Origin of the sequence: Bacillus sp. H1a (assembly GCF_000633475.1) — a bacterium.
GTDB lineage: Bacteria > Bacillota > Bacilli > Bacillales > Bacillaceae_G > Bacillus_A > Bacillus_A paramycoides.
On sequence record NZ_AYMH01000047.1, the window covers coordinates 60322 to 76460 of the forward strand.

General features: G+C 35.5%; 15 protein-coding genes. 5 read left to right on the plus strand and 10 right to left on the minus strand.

Annotated features, from left to right (window positions below):
- Positions 1–1656, minus strand: coding sequence for a Na/Pi cotransporter family protein (locus U860_RS0122370; RefSeq protein ID WP_025150243.1), 1656 nt, complete (start codon positions 1654–1656; stop codon positions 1–3).
- Positions 1657–1983: 327 nt separating this feature from the next.
- The gene (locus U860_RS0122375; protein WP_025150244.1) at positions 1984–3186 is read right to left on the minus strand and encodes an MFS transporter; all 1203 of its coding nucleotides are present in this window, start codon (positions 3184–3186) and stop codon (positions 1984–1986) included.
- A gap of 320 nt (positions 3187–3506) precedes the next feature.
- Here U860_RS0122375 and U860_RS0122380 point away from each other — a divergent pair, with 320 nt between their 5' ends.
- Positions 3507–4595 carry a DUF871 domain-containing protein gene (locus U860_RS0122380; protein ID WP_025150245.1) on the plus strand — a complete coding sequence of 363 codons (1089 nt, stop codon included), beginning with the start codon at positions 3507–3509 and terminating at the stop codon, positions 4593–4595.
- Between the two features lie 193 nt (positions 4596–4788).
- Here U860_RS0122380 and entC read toward each other — a convergent pair whose 3' ends face one another.
- The 4 genes from entC to U860_RS0122400 all read right to left on the minus strand — a co-directional run bounded on the left by entC (position 4789) and on the right by U860_RS0122400 (position 9771).
- The gene (entC, locus tag U860_RS0122385; RefSeq protein ID WP_115610339.1) at positions 4789–6204 is read right to left on the minus strand and encodes a cell wall-binding protein EntC; all 1416 of its coding nucleotides are present in this window, start codon (positions 6202–6204) and stop codon (positions 4789–4791) included.
- 614 nt (positions 6205–6818) lie between these two features.
- Complete coding sequence (locus tag U860_RS0122390; protein WP_025150246.1) at positions 6819–7994, minus strand: ABC transporter permease; 1176 nt, start codon at positions 7992–7994, stop codon at positions 6819–6821.
- Between the two features lie 2 nt (positions 7995–7996).
- Positions 7997–8671: an ABC transporter ATP-binding protein gene (locus U860_RS0122395; protein WP_000609100.1), complete on the minus strand. Its 675-nt coding sequence runs from the start codon at positions 8669–8671 to the stop codon at positions 7997–7999.
- Positions 8668–9771 (minus strand): efflux RND transporter periplasmic adaptor subunit, encoded by a 1104-nt coding sequence (locus U860_RS0122400; protein WP_025150247.1) that lies wholly within the window; start codon positions 9769–9771, stop codon positions 8668–8670. The genes U860_RS0122395 and U860_RS0122400 overlap by 4 nt, the downstream gene beginning before the upstream one ends.
- A gap of 211 nt (positions 9772–9982) precedes the next feature.
- On the opposite strand from U860_RS0122400, the gene U860_RS0122405 reads away from it, so the two are divergent.
- From U860_RS0122405 to U860_RS0122415, 3 genes are all read left to right on the plus strand, one after another.
- On the plus strand, positions 9983–10717 hold the full coding sequence (locus U860_RS0122405; protein ID WP_025150248.1) for a TIGR02206 family membrane protein: 735 nt from the start codon (positions 9983–9985) through the stop codon (positions 10715–10717).
- A gap of 87 nt (positions 10718–10804) precedes the next feature.
- Positions 10805–11665: an ABC transporter permease subunit gene (locus tag U860_RS0122410; RefSeq protein WP_002170507.1), complete on the plus strand. Its 861-nt coding sequence runs from the start codon at positions 10805–10807 to the stop codon at positions 11663–11665.
- Between the two features lies 1 nt (position 11666).
- Complete coding sequence (locus tag U860_RS0122415; RefSeq protein ID WP_025150249.1) at positions 11667–12674, plus strand: ABC transporter permease subunit; 1008 nt, start codon at positions 11667–11669, stop codon at positions 12672–12674.
- 44 nt (positions 12675–12718) lie between these two features.
- On the opposite strand, the gene brnQ is transcribed toward U860_RS0122415, so the two are convergent.
- The 4 genes from brnQ to U860_RS0122435 form a co-directional block, all read right to left on the minus strand.
- Entirely contained in the window at positions 12719–14035 is a 1317-nt protein-coding gene (gene brnQ, locus U860_RS0122420; RefSeq protein WP_025150250.1) for a branched-chain amino acid transport system II carrier protein, read from the minus strand.
- A 217-nt stretch (positions 14036–14252) separates the two neighbouring features.
- A complete protein-coding gene (gene cotJC, locus U860_RS0122425; protein WP_002170510.1) occupies positions 14253–14822 on the minus strand; it encodes a spore coat protein CotJC in 570 nt (189 codons plus the stop codon).
- 130 nt (positions 14823–14952) lie between these two features.
- The gene (locus U860_RS0122430; RefSeq protein ID WP_025150251.1) at positions 14953–15216 is read right to left on the minus strand and encodes a spore coat protein CotJB; all 264 of its coding nucleotides are present in this window, start codon (positions 15214–15216) and stop codon (positions 14953–14955) included.
- A gap of 8 nt (positions 15217–15224) precedes the next feature.
- The gene (locus U860_RS0122435; protein WP_002170512.1) at positions 15225–15440 is read right to left on the minus strand and encodes a spore coat associated protein CotJA; all 216 of its coding nucleotides are present in this window, start codon (positions 15438–15440) and stop codon (positions 15225–15227) included.
- Positions 15441–15548: 108 nt separating this feature from the next.
- Here U860_RS0122435 and U860_RS0122440 point away from each other — a divergent pair, with 108 nt between their 5' ends.
- A complete protein-coding gene (locus U860_RS0122440) occupies positions 15549–15923 on the plus strand; it encodes a VOC family protein (RefSeq protein ID WP_025150252.1) in 375 nt (124 codons plus the stop codon).
- Positions 15924–16139 lie beyond the last annotated feature (216 nt).

Sequence of the window (16139 nt, forward strand, 5' to 3'; positions counted from 1 at the left end):
TTATAATGATTGTTTTAATCCCATTTTACCTTGTTCTCCTAAAACACCATCAGCAATATTTACAGCGTGATCACCGATACGCTCTAAGTTACTTACCATATCAACGAAAATGATGCTTGCATCACCTGAACAGCTACGTTCGTTTAGACGTAATACGTGACGTTTACGAAGAACACGTTCCATTTGGTCAATTTTACGTTCTTTTGCAATAACAGTTTGAGCTAGCTCAGTGTCAAAGTTCGTTAAAGCTTCAACTGCGTCTTGTAATGTTGAAATTGTTAACTCAAGCATTTCATTTAGTTCAGCTAGTGCTTCGTCTGATAGTGAAACACGGTTTGAAATTTGGAAATCTACAAGTTCTACAAGGTTTTCTACATGATCACCGACACGTTCAATATCTCCAACAACACCTGCTAGAACTGAATGTTTTTCAGAGTCTGTAGATGAAAGTGGTTTTTCTGATAGTAAAACTAAATACTCGGTAATTTTTTTATCTAAATTGTTAATAGCTCCTTCTAATTGAGTAGCCATGTTAGCGTGTTTTTTGTCTTGTGTATTTAAAAATTGGTTTGCTTCTTTTAATCCATGTAATGAAAACTCTGCCATACGGATAATTTCTTTTTGAGCTTCTGTTAATGCGATAGCAGGAGATTGCTCAATGAAAATTGGATTTAAATGTTGCGGTTTGAAATTAATAGCAGAATCTTCGCCGCGAATAATTTTTGTTACAATCCATGCTAATACAGCAATGAACGGGAATTGAATAATAGTATTTGTTACATTAAACGTTCCGTGTGCAAATGCAATTGTCATTTCTGGATTTAAGTTTAATGACGTTTGGAAGTATTGAATTAAATTTGTAAAAGGTACTAATAAAATCGTAAAGATAATCGTACCGACGATATTAAAGATAACGTGAACTAATGCTGCACGTCTTGCTGCAATTGAAGTACCGATTGCTGCTAATACCGCTGTAATTGTTGTACCGATGTTATCACCGAATAATACAGGAAGAGAAGCTTGTAAATCGATTGCACCTTGACCGAATAGTTCTTGTAAAATACCGATTGTTGCACTTGAACTTTGTACAATTAAAGTGAAGACTGTACCGACAACAATACCTAAAATTGGATTGTCGCTCATGCTAACCATTAATTCTTGGAATGACTCTAAAGAGCGAAGAGGCTTCATACCTGTGCTCATTAATTCTAAACCGAAGAATAACATACCAAAACCGAATACAACTTGACCTACAGAATGTACTTTTTTATTTTTAAAGAAGAATAATAAGATAGCTCCAACTGCCATAATTGGGAGCGCGTATTCTCCGATTTTAATCCCGATAATAAATGCAGTAACTGTTGTACCGATGTTTGCACCCATAATAACACCGATTGCTTGTCTTAATGTCATAAATCCGGCACTTACAAGTCCGACTGTTAAAGCAGTTGTTCCTGAACTTGATTGGATTAATACAGTAACTAACATACCTGCTAGTACACCCATAAGTGGGTTTGTTGTAAAGCGATCTAGAATATCGCGAAGACGATCTCCAGCTGCTTGTTGCAGTCCATCGCCCATGTATTTAATCCCGAATAAGAAAATACCTAATCCACCAATGAACTGGAAGATCATATCTTGAACATTGTATTCCACGCATTCCACTCCTTAAATTTCATGTACGATGTAATTATTAACTAAACCTTGAGGCACTGTAAACGGTTCACCTGTAAAATTCACACTAAATTTACAAAGGGGTGAAAAGTTTACAAATCTTTAAAGAAACACCTGGATTTAATTGGTTTTAATATTCAATACACGATAATTTTGTTAAGAAGTCACATTTATCACACTATTTATAGGTAGTAAAAATAGGTAAGGAAAACTATCGATTAAAATTTCATTGTCCTACATATTTTTTGATGAAAGTTAAAAAAGTATGTAGGACAATCAATGATGTTTTAAATTAAAAAAGCTGCCGAATTATCCAGCAGCTTTTTCATTAGTTTTATCCTTCTGTTTTTGTTTCCGTAAGTTTGTGATGTAAATGAAAAGGAAAGCGATAAGTAATAGGGAGGAATAACGATATACAGTTGCATAGTTGGTAAAGTGTGCAATGAATCCAAATATAATCGCTCCAGCACCAATTCCAAGGTCAAATGCTGAGAAAAATGTTGCTGTTGCTACTCCTCGTCGATGTGGTGCTACTCGATCAATCATCCATGCTTGTAGTGCTGGCTGAATCGCTCCGAAACCACTTCCGTAGCACGCTGCCGCAATAATTAAGCTCGGAATTGTAGTTGTATACGACAGTAATATAATACCTGTAAACGTTATAATAACTCCTGGAATAATGACGAATGTATGGCCTTTCGCATCATATAATTTTCCGGAAAATGGACGAGTTACAGCGATTGCAAGTGCGTTAAATAAAAAGAAGAGACTAATGTCAGCAATGCCGACTTCCGTAGCAAATAATGTGATGAAGCTCCCAATTCCCCCGTACATTAACGTAATACATAATATTAATAATGAAGGAAGTAAAGCTTTACGCTCAATAAATCCATCCAGAAAGGTACCAGATGTTTGCTGTGGTGGTTGCGGCGTTTTTTTGATTTGAAGTAGTTTCGTTAATATTAATGAAACAATTGTACATGAGAGTGCACATAAAAAAAGAATCGTGAAGTTATATGTTTGCATAAGCCAAAGTCCGATAAGTGGACCGAGTGCCATTGCAATAGTGCCAGAAAGACCGAAATATCCCATGCCTTCTCCGCGGCGAGCTTGCGGAATTAAATCTGAAACGACAGTTCCGTATGTAGTCGTTGTAATGCCGAACCCAGCCCCATGTAAAATGCGAACGGCAAGCAGGAGGAAGACGGTTGAAGCGAAAAGGTAGCTACCCATAGCTAATAAACAAATTGCAGTACCGATCATTAAAATGATTTTTTTATTGAATTTTTGCAAGGCGTTTCCAGTTAGCGGTCTAACAAATAGTGCCGCAACGGTAAACATGCCGACAACAAATCCGATATTTGAACTTGTGCCACCAATTTCTTTCACATAAACAGGTAAAGTTGGAATTAACATTTGAAATCCTAAAAACATACATAAGTTTGCTAGAATTAACGCAATAAACTCTTTCGTCCATAACGGTTCTCGTTTTACGAGTACTGCCTCTCCCATATATTCATCCCCTATATAAAAGTTTTCTCTGTTCTTTCGAGTATATGTATTGGTCAATGTAACAGTCAAGGAAGGTGCATTGAAAACGCATAACAATTTTTAAGGCAGAAAAACTGACAAATTTGTGTAAAGGCTACACAACTATGAAAAAAAGATGTAAAGTATAGATGTATAGACTAGTATTTGTTATGAATGATAGAAATTGTTTTTTCTTTTCAGAAAGCGGATTCAAAAAGTGGTGAACGAGAAGGGGATACATACTTTTTCACTACATATATTTGAAAAGGTTTACAATATGATGAAGAAAGAGGCGTGTACATATGAGACGATTAGGTATTTCTATTTATCCAGAACATTCGACAGTAGAGAAAGATAAGGAGTATTTAACATTAGCAAGTAAATACGGATTTACACGTGTATTCACATGTTTACTATCTGTAGATGGCGAAAAAGAGAAAATTGTAGAAGAGTTTAAAGAAACGATTTCTCATGCGAATGCATTAGGGTTCCAAGTATTGGTTGATATTAGTCCGTCTGTTTTTGAGAAACTAGGTATTTCTTATAATGATTTATCGTTTTTCCATGAACTAGGTGCTTACGGTATTCGTTTAGATGTTGGTTTCTCTGGTTTAGAAGAATCGATTATGACGTACAATCCGTACGGCTTAAAAATTGAGATTAATATGAGCAATGGCACAAAGTATGTAGATAACATTATGAGTCATAGACCAAATCGTGAAAATTTAATTGGCTGTCATAACTTTTATCCACACCGTTATTCAGGGTTATCATACGATCATTTCATTAAATGCTCGAAGCAATTTAATGATTACGGCATGAGAACGGCTGCATTTATTTCATCATTTGATGCAACATATGGGCCTTGGCCAGTAACAGAAGGGTTATGTACGTTAGAGCAGCATCGTGAATTGCCGATGACAACACAGGCGAAGCATTTGTTTGCGACAGAATTAATTGATGATGTTATTATTGCGAATGCTTATGCATCAGAAAAAGAACTAGAGGCACTTGGTGAATTAAATAAAGATAAGCAAACTTTTGATATAGAAATTTATGAAACGACAACAGAGTTAGAAAGAATTATCGTGCTAGACGAACCTCATTTTTATCGCGGGGATGTATCTGAATATATGATTCGTTCTACTCAAAGTCGTGTGAAATATAAAAAAGAGGAATTCAAACCGCATAATACGCGCGAGATTAAGCGGGGGGATCTTTTAATTGATAATGAACAATACGGTCAATATAAAGGTGAATTACAACTTGCCTTAAAAGATATGGTGAATACGGGGAAAACAAATGTAGTTGGCCGAGTTGTAGAGGAAGAAATTTTCTTATTAGATTATTTACAAGCTTGGGATAAGTTTGGATTTACACTAAAGAAATAAATTAATGTGGAATAAAGAAGGTAGGAGGGGATGCTATGGCATCCTCTTTTTTCTGTTGAAATAGTAGTCTATCGTATATAGAATTCAAAGGGATAGATTTTAACTTGGACGGGAGAGAAGTAGAAGGAAAGAATATAAGAATCATAAAAAAAGAGTCAGCCTCAACGTTGAGACTGACTCTTTTTTATAGTAATTAGTTTAAAATTTTCACTTTAACTGTTTGGCGTCCCCAGTTACTTGATGAACCTTTATCTGGCATTAAAACGTCAATTTTATTTCCTTTAATAGCTCCACCAGTATCACCAGCGATTGCTACTCCGTAACCTTCAACCCATACTTTTGAACCTAATGGAATCACGCTTGGATCAACCGCAATTAGTTTCATGTTTGGGTTTGCTGTTAAATTATGACCCATAGATGATTTTACTTGGTCGCCTGCTTTGTAACCATTTTCAAGTGGATCTGCTGTATAAGCTGTTGCTACAACTGTGAACTCACGAGAAGAAGATGGTGCACTTGTTTCAGTTTCTTTTGCAACAGGTTGTTGTGTAGCTGGTTTTTGAGCTTTAGCTTTAGTTGCCTCTTGAGCTTCAGCTTCTTCACGAGCCTTAGCCGCTTCACGAGCCTTAGCCGCTTCACGAGCTTTAGCTGCTGCTTGAGCTTCAGCCGCTGCCTGAGCTTCAGCTTCTTCACGAGCTTTAGCTGCCTCTTTAGCTTTAGCTGCTGCTTGAGCTAAAGCTTCTTCTTGAGCTTTAGCTGCTTCACGAGCTTTAGCCGCTTCTTGAGCTTTAGCTGCTGCTTGAGCTTCAGCTGCCTCTTGAGCTTTAGTTGCTTCACGAGCTTTAGCCGCTTCTTGAGCTTTAGCTGTTGCTTGAGCCTCAGCTGCCTCTTGAGCTTTAACTGCTTCACGAGCTTTAGCCGCTTCTTGAGCTTTAGCTGTTGCTTGAGCCTCAGCTGCCTCTTGAGCTTTAACTGCTTCACGAACTTTAGCTGTATCTTGAACTTTAGTTACTTTTTCAGCCTTAACTGCTGGCTGAACTTTAACTGGCGCTGTACCAGTTAAGTAAGGAACATGTACATAAGCTGTTTTGCCGTTATATTCAAATTGGATCCAATCATCTTGTACTTGGTGTGTTGTTTCGATTACATCATCTTTTTTCAACTTACCAAGAATCTCTGAATCTGTATTTGCTCCAGCACGTACGTTTAATACGTTTGCTGTTACGTAGTAAGTGTCTTTCGTATAGTCAGCGCTTACGAAAGCTTCTTTACCGTTATTTAATTTAACTTTTGACCATCCATTTTCTGTATGTAGAACATTTACTTTATATCCATCTAATAATTTTCCGACAACTTTTGATTCAGTAGTTGGGTTTTCTCGTACATTCAATACATCAGTTGTTACGATAGTTTCTGCTTTAGCAGATGTTGTGAAAATCCCAAGACCAAAAACCGCTGCTGTTGCTATACCCATAAATTTTTTCATAATAGCCTCCATTGCATTTGTTTTCGTTGACCTCATTATAGCAACCATTATTTTCTTATTTGCGGAAAACACAAAACTACAAAGCATTCGTAACGAGGCATTAATATTCTGTAATAATTCCAGGAATATCCTGATAGCGTTTTCTTTGCGTTTTTCGGGGGATTAGAACATATGATTCATAAAATCAACACTTTTTTAATTACCAGTCGATTAACAATGTGTCGATAATGTTACATAATAGTTTCTATGACGTTACAAAAGAGAGGCGTTTAACTGTTTGAATCGTAATGTAGTTATGAAAGTATAATATTTTTGTGTGTAAAGTCATATATATAGGGTGAATTTTAATAAAATAGAGATATAATTGTTACAAAATAAATTGTAGTATGGAAAAAATTACGCCTTGAATTTGTTCTATTACATATTATTTTTGCAATAAGATGATTGCATGATAGCTTTAGCAAGAAGTGAAAGTTTAAATGATAAAAAGATATTCGTAACATAAAACATATATAATAGAAGAAACATGATTTGAAGGGACGATATCGTTATTAATTGGTTCGTGAATCGCTGTAGATTTATATAATAGAATTTAGAGGTTCATATTTTCGTTAAAACATCGATAAAGTGAAACTTTAATCCTCCCACTGATTGTTAGCCCACACTAATCGGAATAAAATTGAATTTGTCTTCAACAAAATAAAAAACGTAGGAGTGTAAACTCCTACGTTTTTTATTTACTCGTATCGTAAACATTCAATTGGATCAAGTTTTGCAGCTTTGTTAGCTGGTAGTAAACCGAATGCAATACCGATTAGCATTGAGATTCCTACTGCAAGAAGTCCAAGTTCTTTTGAGACAACGAGTGGCCATCCGGCAAAGATTGAGACGATCCAAGCGAAGAAAATACCGAGCATGAATCCGATGAATCCACCGAGTCCCGTTAAAATACAAGATTCGATTAGGAATTGTGTTAATACTTTACCACGTGTTGCACCAAGTGCTTTACGAATACCGATCTCACGTGTACGTTCTGTTACAGATACAAGCATGATGTTCATTACACCGATACCACCAACAAGTAAGGAGATAGCAGCAATACCACCGAATACCATCTTCATCATACCGATTGATTCGTCTAATTGCTTCGTAAATTCACCTAAGTCCTGTGCTTCGAATTTATGCTCAAATTTAGGAGCTTTCATTTCGTTTAAAACAGAAACGGCTTGTTTTTCTACACTTTTACGTTCTGTTGGAGAGGTCATTGTTAATTTTACAGAGTCATACTCATTTACTCCTGAAATGACAGGAGCGTTTTCAAGTGATGTATAACCTTCAGGCATAGCCATTCCGAATTCGTTTTTCGTTTCGTATACACCGACTATTTTATACGGCTTTCCTTTTATATCAGTGTATAAATTTGATTCCCAACCGTTAAATAATTTGTTGAAAGCTTCTTCATTTAATATAACAGCGGGAATTGCTTGGTTTAATTCGCTGTCGTTTAATTCGCGGCCGTGAACTAATTTTATCTTTGAATCTGTCATAAAGGCGCCTGTGCCACCTTTTAAATCAAGAGAGACATCCTTTGAACCAGAAGATGCTTTTACTTTCATACTCACATCTGGATAAACATCTTTAACGCCTGGCACAGTTTGAAGACGTTTTAACATATCAGCTGTGATTTTGGCACTATCTGTTCCGTAATCAGGGTTGTTGTAGTAAATCGTTACTTCATTATCTTTTCCTTGGCCTAACTCTTTTTTAAACTTTTCGTTTGTACCATCACCCATTGAAATGATAGTAATAATGGCGCTAATACCGATAATAATACCTAACATCGTTAATATAGAACGCATTTTATGAGCAAAGATAGAGGAAAGGGCCATGCGTATATTTTCACTCGTGTTCAAAATTAACCTCTCCAATCTTGGACGATATTTCCGTCACGAATTACAATTTGGCGGGCTGCAGCTTCCCCGATTTCACGGTCATGGGTAATCATAATGATTGTTGAGCCTTGTTTGTTTAATTCGTAAAAGAGGTCCATAATTTGTGTACTTGTTTTCGTATCAAGTGCTCCCGTCGGTTCATCGGCTAAGATAAATTTCGGGTTATTTACGATTGCGCGTGCAACAGCGACACGCTGCTTTTGACCACCTGATAATTCGTTCGGCAAGTGGGTAGCGCGATCAGCTAAACCTACTTTTGTTAAAGCAGCTAATGAGCGCTCACGTCTTTCTTTTTTATCGACTCCAGCGTAAATAAGAGGTAATTCAACATTTTGAAGTGCTGTAAGTCTCGGTAATAACATGAAGTTTTGGAATACGAACCCGATCTCTTTATTACGAACGTGTGCGAGTTCTGTTTCAGACATGTTTGAAATATTTTGACCAGCTAGTTCATATGTACCGGTCGTTGGTTTATCTAAGCAGCCGATAATGTTCATTAATGTTGATTTACCAGAACCAGATGGTCCCATTATAGAAGTGAATTCTCCTTGGTTCAGTGTTACGTCAATTCCGTGTAGTATTTGAACGGACTCTGCACCATTTTGGAAGGATTTCGTGATGCCTTTTAAGTTAATCATTCAACGACAACCTCCATACCATCTTTTAAGTCTTTTTCAGGTTTAGAGATAATTTGCTCTCCTTTTTTCACTCCAGAAACTTTTGCTTCGCTATCTGTCTCGAATTCAACCGTAACAGCTTGTTCTTTCGCTTTACCGTCTTTTACAACGAAGACAACATTTTTGTCACCTTTTTTCACGATGCTGCTTTTTGGAACAATCGTACCAGTTGCTTCGCCAGATTTACTTGTTACGTAAACATGAAAGCCGTTTTGTAATTCTTCACTATTATCTAATGTGACAGTGAATTGATAATTAGAAACAGTTTTATTTTCGTCCATGCTCTTTAATGGTGTAGAACCGATTTCTGTTACTTTTCCTGTCCAAGTCTTACCAGCGACAGTTTTTGATGAAACAGTTACTTCTTGCCCAACTTTCATGCTAGCAAGCTCATATTCAGAAAGTTGACCTTTTACTTTAAATTGACCAGCGTGACGAAGTGTAATGCCACTCATACCTGTTTTTTCATCAGCAGTTTTAACGATATCATCAATTACGCCATCAGCAGGGCTCGTTACAGAAAGAGTGTTTACTTTCTCTTTTGCTGCTTTAATCATTTCATCAGCTTTTTCTACCTCAAACTTTTTCATTTCAAGTTGTGATTCTAATTGTTGCACTTCGATTTCCGATGCTTTTAATGCTTCCTGAGGAAGGCCAGCATTTTTATCCTTTTGCAATTTTTGTTTTGCTACATCAATTTGTTTTTGATGTAATGTTACTTCTTTTTGTGCAATTTTCTTTTGCATTTCTGCTTCCGTTACGCCTTGTTTGGAAACAGGATCATTATATTTAAAAAGAAGCTGTCCTTTTTTTACTTCATCACCTTTTTTAACAGCTAATTCATACGTACCTTTTGTTGGATCGAATGAGATTGTTTCAATACCATTAGGGATAACTTCGCCGCCAAATTTTTGTGCGTTTTCAATTTGTTTTTCCGTAACTTTATAACCGCCATATGCCATTGCTACTTCAGATCCACCGCCAGCAAATGCGAAATATGATCCAGCTGCAATTCCGATTGCTACTACACTAGTAATTAACACTTTATTTTTCTTCTTCATCTATTTATCACCTTTTCGTTCGTTTTAGTATCTACATTAAGTATAGAAGAGGTAGAGAATCTGACAAATCGTTTTAGCTTACAATAACCTTACAGTTTTGTAAGGAATGAATATCTAGATGTAAGGTAGAGGTTGTACTATTTTAAGCAGATGAATTGACTCTTTGTTTCTTTCTTACAATAATATTGTATGAAGGAGAGGAGGAAGGAAGATGGAAGCTTATTTTAGTGCGCAGCCATTAAAACCATTTATTCCATACTCAAGGCAACATGCCATTATATTATTTATTATGTTGGTGGGGATATTTTTTCTATATCAATACCAAGATTTATTACGTCAAAGTGAGTGGAATATAACGGTTCGATATGCGATTGCATTTCTATTTATAGGAAGTGAGATTGGACTTCATATGTGGGAATGGATAGCAGGTGTTTTTGAGCTAGGCACTTCATTACCATTTGAGTTATGTACGATTAGTTTATTGTTAGCATCGATTATGATTGTAACGAAAAGTTATCGAATATATGAGATTGTGTTTTTTACAGGAATTATTGGTGCATCACAAGCCATTTTAACGCCAAATTTGCAATATGCTTTTCCACATTTTCGTTTCATTGAATTTTTTATCGCACATATATTGCTCATTTGGGCACCGCTCTTTATGACTTGGGTGGAAGGATATCGTCCTACATTACAATCTATTAAACGGACGATGATATTTTTAAACATATTGATTCCAATTGTTTCGTATGTGAATTACAAAACAGGCGGTAATTATATGTTTTTAGCTCATAAGCCAGAAACTGCTTCATTACTTGATATGTTAGGCCCGCATCCTTACTATATTATTTCATTAGAAATTGCAGCGCTTATGGGATGTTTCATTTTGTATATGCCGTTTTCAAAAAATGAAAAACATGTGCATAAAGAATCGCTAGGATCATAACCTAGCGATTTTTTTATTGCGAATATTTACAATTCAGAAAATTAAGAATAAAATAAAGTGGTAAATCATGTGGAAAAGAGGGGGAAAATGGCAAAAAAGGTTATTTTTAATGGTGTGGAAGTTATGATTCAGTTTACAATTTCTATTATAGGAATTATTTGTTTAGGTACATTACCGAGATTATTTCAAGGTTTGGAGTTAAATGTTTTAGGATATATAACAAATTTACAAGATGTGTTTAAAAGGTTATTAGATGTTTCAAATTTACAGTATGCTATGGGAAAACCATTATTCCCACAGTTACTTTTCCATTATAAAGAAACGATGCTTATTTTTTTATCGGCATTTCTAATTTCCTTATTAGTAGCATTTTGCATTGTTTATATCATTATGAGCAGTCCACCACGTATCCAGCATCGAATTAAGTCTTTTTTGCTCTTTCTAGAATCTATTCCGGATATTCTTCTTATTATTGGTTCTCAAATTTTAGTAGTATGGTTTTTTAAAAAGACAGGCTTGCTACCTTTCAAAATTGCTGCAATTGGAGACGAATCCATTCGAGGATTACCTATATTCTGCTTAAGTATTCCAACTATAGTTATGTTCGTAAAACTATTAGTATTGCGTTTTGAAACCGAATTGGAGCAGGATTATGTTTTATTTGCGAAAGCGAAAGGATTAGATAGATTTCATATTTTGAATCGTCATATTTTGCGAAATGTATTGCTTAGTACACTCTTTTTTGCAAAAACGAACGTTTGGTTTATGCTATCGAATTTATATATTATTGAATATATTTTTAATGTGAGAGGTCTGTTTACGTTTGTTAAAAATTATCCGATGATTGAAATATTCATCGTTAGTTTAGTGCTTATTTATATCCCAATTTTTATCTTATTTAAATCATTTCATTATTTTGTTCCCACTACAATGAAAGAGAGGTTATAAAATGTGGACATATGTAAAACGTGATAAAAGGTTTTGGATAAGCCTTGGATTTCTTCTCATATTAGTTCTTTTGAGCATCGGAAATACGATATGGAATGATGGACATATTAGGCAAGTAACATTGCAATATGATGCGGCTGAAAATCCAGAAGTGCCGCCATTTCCACCTTCATTCCAATTTTTACTAGGAACAGATCGAAAAGGTTATGATTTGTTAAATTTAGTAATAGAAGGGGCAAAGTGGACGATTGGTATATCGCTCCTTATCGCAACATTACGTACGATTATAGGTGTGTTTTTCGGTGTCATACTTGGAACATACATAAAAAGAGGTTTTACAAAAATTGAATCTTTCTTTGATGGACTAACAGTCATTCCAACAGTAATGATTGCGTTTTTCATGCTGCAATCTGTTAATACATTTGGAAGTGGGGGGGAAACGTCAACTTTTTTTGAAAGAGCTTCGTTTCAGGTTATATTACTTGTAGCGCTTGCGTTGCCGATTATTGCACTTTATGTTGCGAATGAAGTTCGTAAGTTACGAACCGAAGAATTTATTGATGCTGCTCGTATATTAGGTGGATCGCGAAGACATATTGTTATAAAGCATCTTTTCCCACATTTATACATGAGTTTTATACTCGTATTTATACAGCAATTTATTCAAACACTTACTATCTTTCTTCATCTAGGGTTGCTTGAAGTCTTTTTTGGAGGAACAGTTGTATTGGGAGGGATGATGGATAAAGAGTTAGAGTCCTACACACATGAATGGTCGGGATTAATCGGCGTATATTTTCGCTCTTTAACAGTGCATCCGTGGATTCCTCTCGTTCCAATTACATTTTTCGGGCTTACCATCTTTTCGGGAAATATGATTGCAAAAAGTATAGAAGAAGCAATGATGAAAGTTCGAATAGGTGGAGAGGTAAAGAAGGAAGTAGCAGAAGAGGAACAACCGAATTTGCAGTCAAAAGAAGAGTTATTTACATTTAAACATACGATGTGAAAATAAAGAAGAAGCAAGCATGGATTTCATGCTTGCTTCTTTTTTTATTTTGTAGAAACTTCACCTTCAGCTTCTGTTTGCGGAATAAAGTATCCGATTATACCACCGATTATTGCTGGAACGATCCAGCCGATTCCTAAGTTATAAAAAGGAATTGTGTGTACGATATTAGCGATAAAACTTGGTATCATGCCCACATTATCAAGTGCATGAATACAGCTAATCATGAATGCTGCGATCATTGCCCCGATGTAGACAGAAGGTTTACGTTTCGTATATTTATCAATAAATGATACGAAAATTAAAATGATTGTAATTGGATATAAAATAATTAATACGGGTAATGTAATTTTAATTAATAAACTTAATCCTAAGTTTGAAATAACGAAGCTAAAGATACAAACGTATAGTACAAGCTTCTTATATGAAACATTTGTTAGTACTGTTGTGAAATAGTTGGCGAATGCACTTACAACACCGATTGCAGTCGTTAAACAAGCAGCTATAATCGCGATACTTAATAAAACATTACCGCTTGTCCCAAAGAATTGATACATAATTGTTGCTAGTAGCTGACCGCCATTTTCGAATTGTCCTAAGTTTCCATTTGAAGCCCCGATATAACCGAGTAAGAAATAAACAATTGTTAAGAAAAGGGCAGCAATGCTTCCGCAAATAATTGTATATTTCGCAATGGATTTTTTCTCTTGTATACCGTTTTGGCGAATTGCATTTACAACAATTGTTGATAATACGAGAGCGCCGATTGCATCTAAAGTTAAAAATCCTTCAAGAAACCCTTTGAAAAATGGGATGTCTTTATAGTCACCGATAGGCTCAGCGAATGATCCTGGTGAAAGAATTGCTTTTGTTGCCATAATTGCAATAATTCCAAGTAAAATTGGCGTTAATATTTTACCGATATGATCTACTAATTTGGATGGGTTTAATGATAAGAAGTAGACGACTGTAAAGAAAATCGCACTAAAGACTAACATAGAATACCATTGATCAGGGAAAAGTGGTGCAATCCCAATTTCGTAAGATACAGATCCAGTTCGTGGAATAACAAATAGTGGGCCGATTGAAAGATAAATAATGATAGCGAATACTGCTGCGAATTTTGGATGAACACGGCTTGCTAAAGTGTTAAAACTACCACCGGCAAGGGCAACTGCGACGATAGCAAGTAAAGATAAGCCGACGTCTGTAATAATAAATCCTGTAATGGAAACCCACATATTTTCTCCAGAAGAGAGGCCGAGAAGGGGCGGGAAAATCATATTACCAGCACCGAAGAAAACTGCGAATAGTAGTAAACTAATCGAAAGTATTTGCGCTGGTTTTAAAGTTGTACGCATATAAAGAAAATCCTCCTAATGAGTGCTTTTGTCGAAAATTCAAACAATTTGTCGAGTAACTGTTATTATTTTAAAGGTCTGATGACTAGAAAGCAAGAGGGAATTTTATAAATATTAAAAAATGATGCATTAAATTGAATAAATATACTATTTATATGTTAATTAGGAAGGATTTAACTTTTAACGTGAAAAAACACATATCGTTAGGATATGTGTTTTAAAAATAAATTTTTCGATCACGCTCTTCTTTTAAAATTTCTACTGCTTCTCGGAAGCGTTGTGAATGAACAATTTCTCGTTCGCGTAAAAAGCGTAAGCTGTCATTTATGTCTGGATCGTCGGATAAATCAATAAGCCATTGATAGGTTGCTCGTGCTTTTTCTTCAGCTGCAATATCCTCATATAAATCTGCAATAGGATCTCCTTTTGCTTGAATATAAGTAGCGGTAAAAGGAACGCCACCTGCATTATGATAAAACAAAGCGCTATCGTGATTAGCGTATTGCGCGTCTAATCCAGCAGCTTTCATTTGTTCAGGTGTTGCATCTTTTGTTAATTTATAAATCATTGTAGCAATCATTTCTAGATGTGCGAACTCTTCTGTACCAATATCGGTTAGTAAGCCAACGACTTTGTCAGGAATTGTATAACGTTGATTTAAGTAACGAAGGGCAGCGGCTAGTTCACCGTCCGCACCACCATACTGTTCAACTAATAATTTTGCAAGAGCTGGATTACAAGTACTCACTTTAACAGGATATTGTAATTTCTTTTCATAAATCCACATATTTTCTCTCCTTCATCTTGTGTTAATGAACAGTAATAAGCATTCTTCTAGGCGAAGAAATAGCTGGGAATGTATAGTAGGCCTCATAATGATTTGGATTAAAGAATTCAAAACTAATGAAAGTTTTACGTTATATTTGCCATGGCCAAGGTCCTTTGCTCCATTCCCATGGAGCGTTAGAATAACTATTTCCAAATTGCTGAAGTGGACCAAATTTCTCTTCAATTTTTTGTTTTAATACTCTTCGTTTATAGGAGAAATCGTTGAATTGATTTATAGCTGCAGTATCGTCGGGATGCGTATCTAAATAGAGGGTAAGTTCAACTAATACAAAATCAAGTTCTTGTAGTTCTTCAATCCATTTGTAATATTCATCAGGCAATGTTTGTGTCACGTTTTTACTCACCGTCCTTTTTTGTGAGGGTTTTCATAAAAATCATAAAATGCAGGCCATAGAGTCCCTTTTCTTAAAGCCTCTTTTGGTGGGAATTGGGGTAAATTAGTTGGTTGAAAGCCCATGTATAAGTGGGGGGGAGTTGAGTAATATTTTTTTCCAATTGGAGGGCAAGGATCGTTTGGGCCGTGAAAAGGTATGTAGGATTTCATGAATTCATCCATGTTACACTCCTCCTTTATAAATGAAATATTCATCACTATGTATTGTATTCGTACATAATTGTAAATTATGACTCATATAGAAAACTAATAGAGACAGGGGGAGTGCGGATGGAAGGTATTACAACATGTATTGTATTAGAATCCAAAAACTTAAAGGAAACATTATATTTTTATGAAGGGATTCTAGGTTTTAAACCAAGCGAGGAGAGGCCACAATTACGTGTAACAGGTGTTTGGTATGATATTGATTCAACGAGAATTTGTTTTGTAGTAAATAGGGGACTGGGAGAGTATAGAGAGACTGTCACATCATCAGTTAAGGAAATATTTTTAAAAACTGCAAATATCGAGCGAATAAAGAAAAAGTTAGAATTTTATCATATATCATTTACAGAAGAATGCTGTGGTGAAGAAGTAAGAATAACTTGCTATGATCCAGACCATTTTAAGCTCCAAATTGTTTCAACAGAGAATATAGAATAGCGTCTTTTATAATGTAATAATCTTAATGGCAAATGAAAAAAATATTGACAAGCCTCTCCAAATATTTTAATGTGATTGTATAAAATTGTGTATATAAAGGGGAGTAACTTATTACAATAAAGTCGTCATTACAGGGAGAAACCCTCGGCTTTATTGGCAACGTTTCGTTGTTAGTGAGACCTTTACCAGCAATGGTAAAGGCCCCTTATTGTCTTT

Coding starts and splice junctions, on each gene's coding strand:
- U860_RS0122375 (WP_025150244.1), bottom strand. CDS start 3,186: ATGGGAGAGGCAGTACTCGTAAAACGAGAACCGTTATGGACGAAAGAG.
- U860_RS0122380 (WP_025150245.1), top strand. CDS start 3,507: ATGAGACGATTAGGTATTTCTATTTATCCAGAACATTCGACAGTAGAG.
- U860_RS0122395 (WP_000609100.1), bottom strand. CDS start 8,671: ATGATTAACTTAAAAGGCATCACGAAATCCTTCCAAAATGGTGCAGAG.
- U860_RS0122400 (WP_025150247.1), bottom strand. CDS start 9,771: ATGAAGAAGAAAAATAAAGTGTTAATTACTAGTGTAGTAGCAATCGGA.
- U860_RS0122405 (WP_025150248.1), top strand. CDS start 9,983: ATGGAAGCTTATTTTAGTGCGCAGCCATTAAAACCATTTATTCCATAC.
- U860_RS0122410 (WP_002170507.1), top strand. CDS start 10,805: ATGGCAAAAAAGGTTATTTTTAATGGTGTGGAAGTTATGATTCAGTTT.
- U860_RS0122415 (WP_025150249.1), top strand. CDS start 11,667: ATGTGGACATATGTAAAACGTGATAAAAGGTTTTGGATAAGCCTTGGA.
- brnQ (WP_025150250.1), bottom strand. CDS start 14,035: ATGCGTACAACTTTAAAACCAGCGCAAATACTTTCGATTAGTTTACTA.
- cotJC (WP_002170510.1), bottom strand. CDS start 14,822: ATGTGGATTTATGAAAAGAAATTACAATATCCTGTTAAAGTGAGTACT.
- U860_RS0122435 (WP_002170512.1), bottom strand. CDS start 15,440: ATGGATGAATTCATGAAATCCTACATACCTTTTCACGGCCCAAACGAT.
- U860_RS0122440 (WP_025150252.1), top strand. CDS start 15,549: ATGGAAGGTATTACAACATGTATTGTATTAGAATCCAAAAACTTAAAG.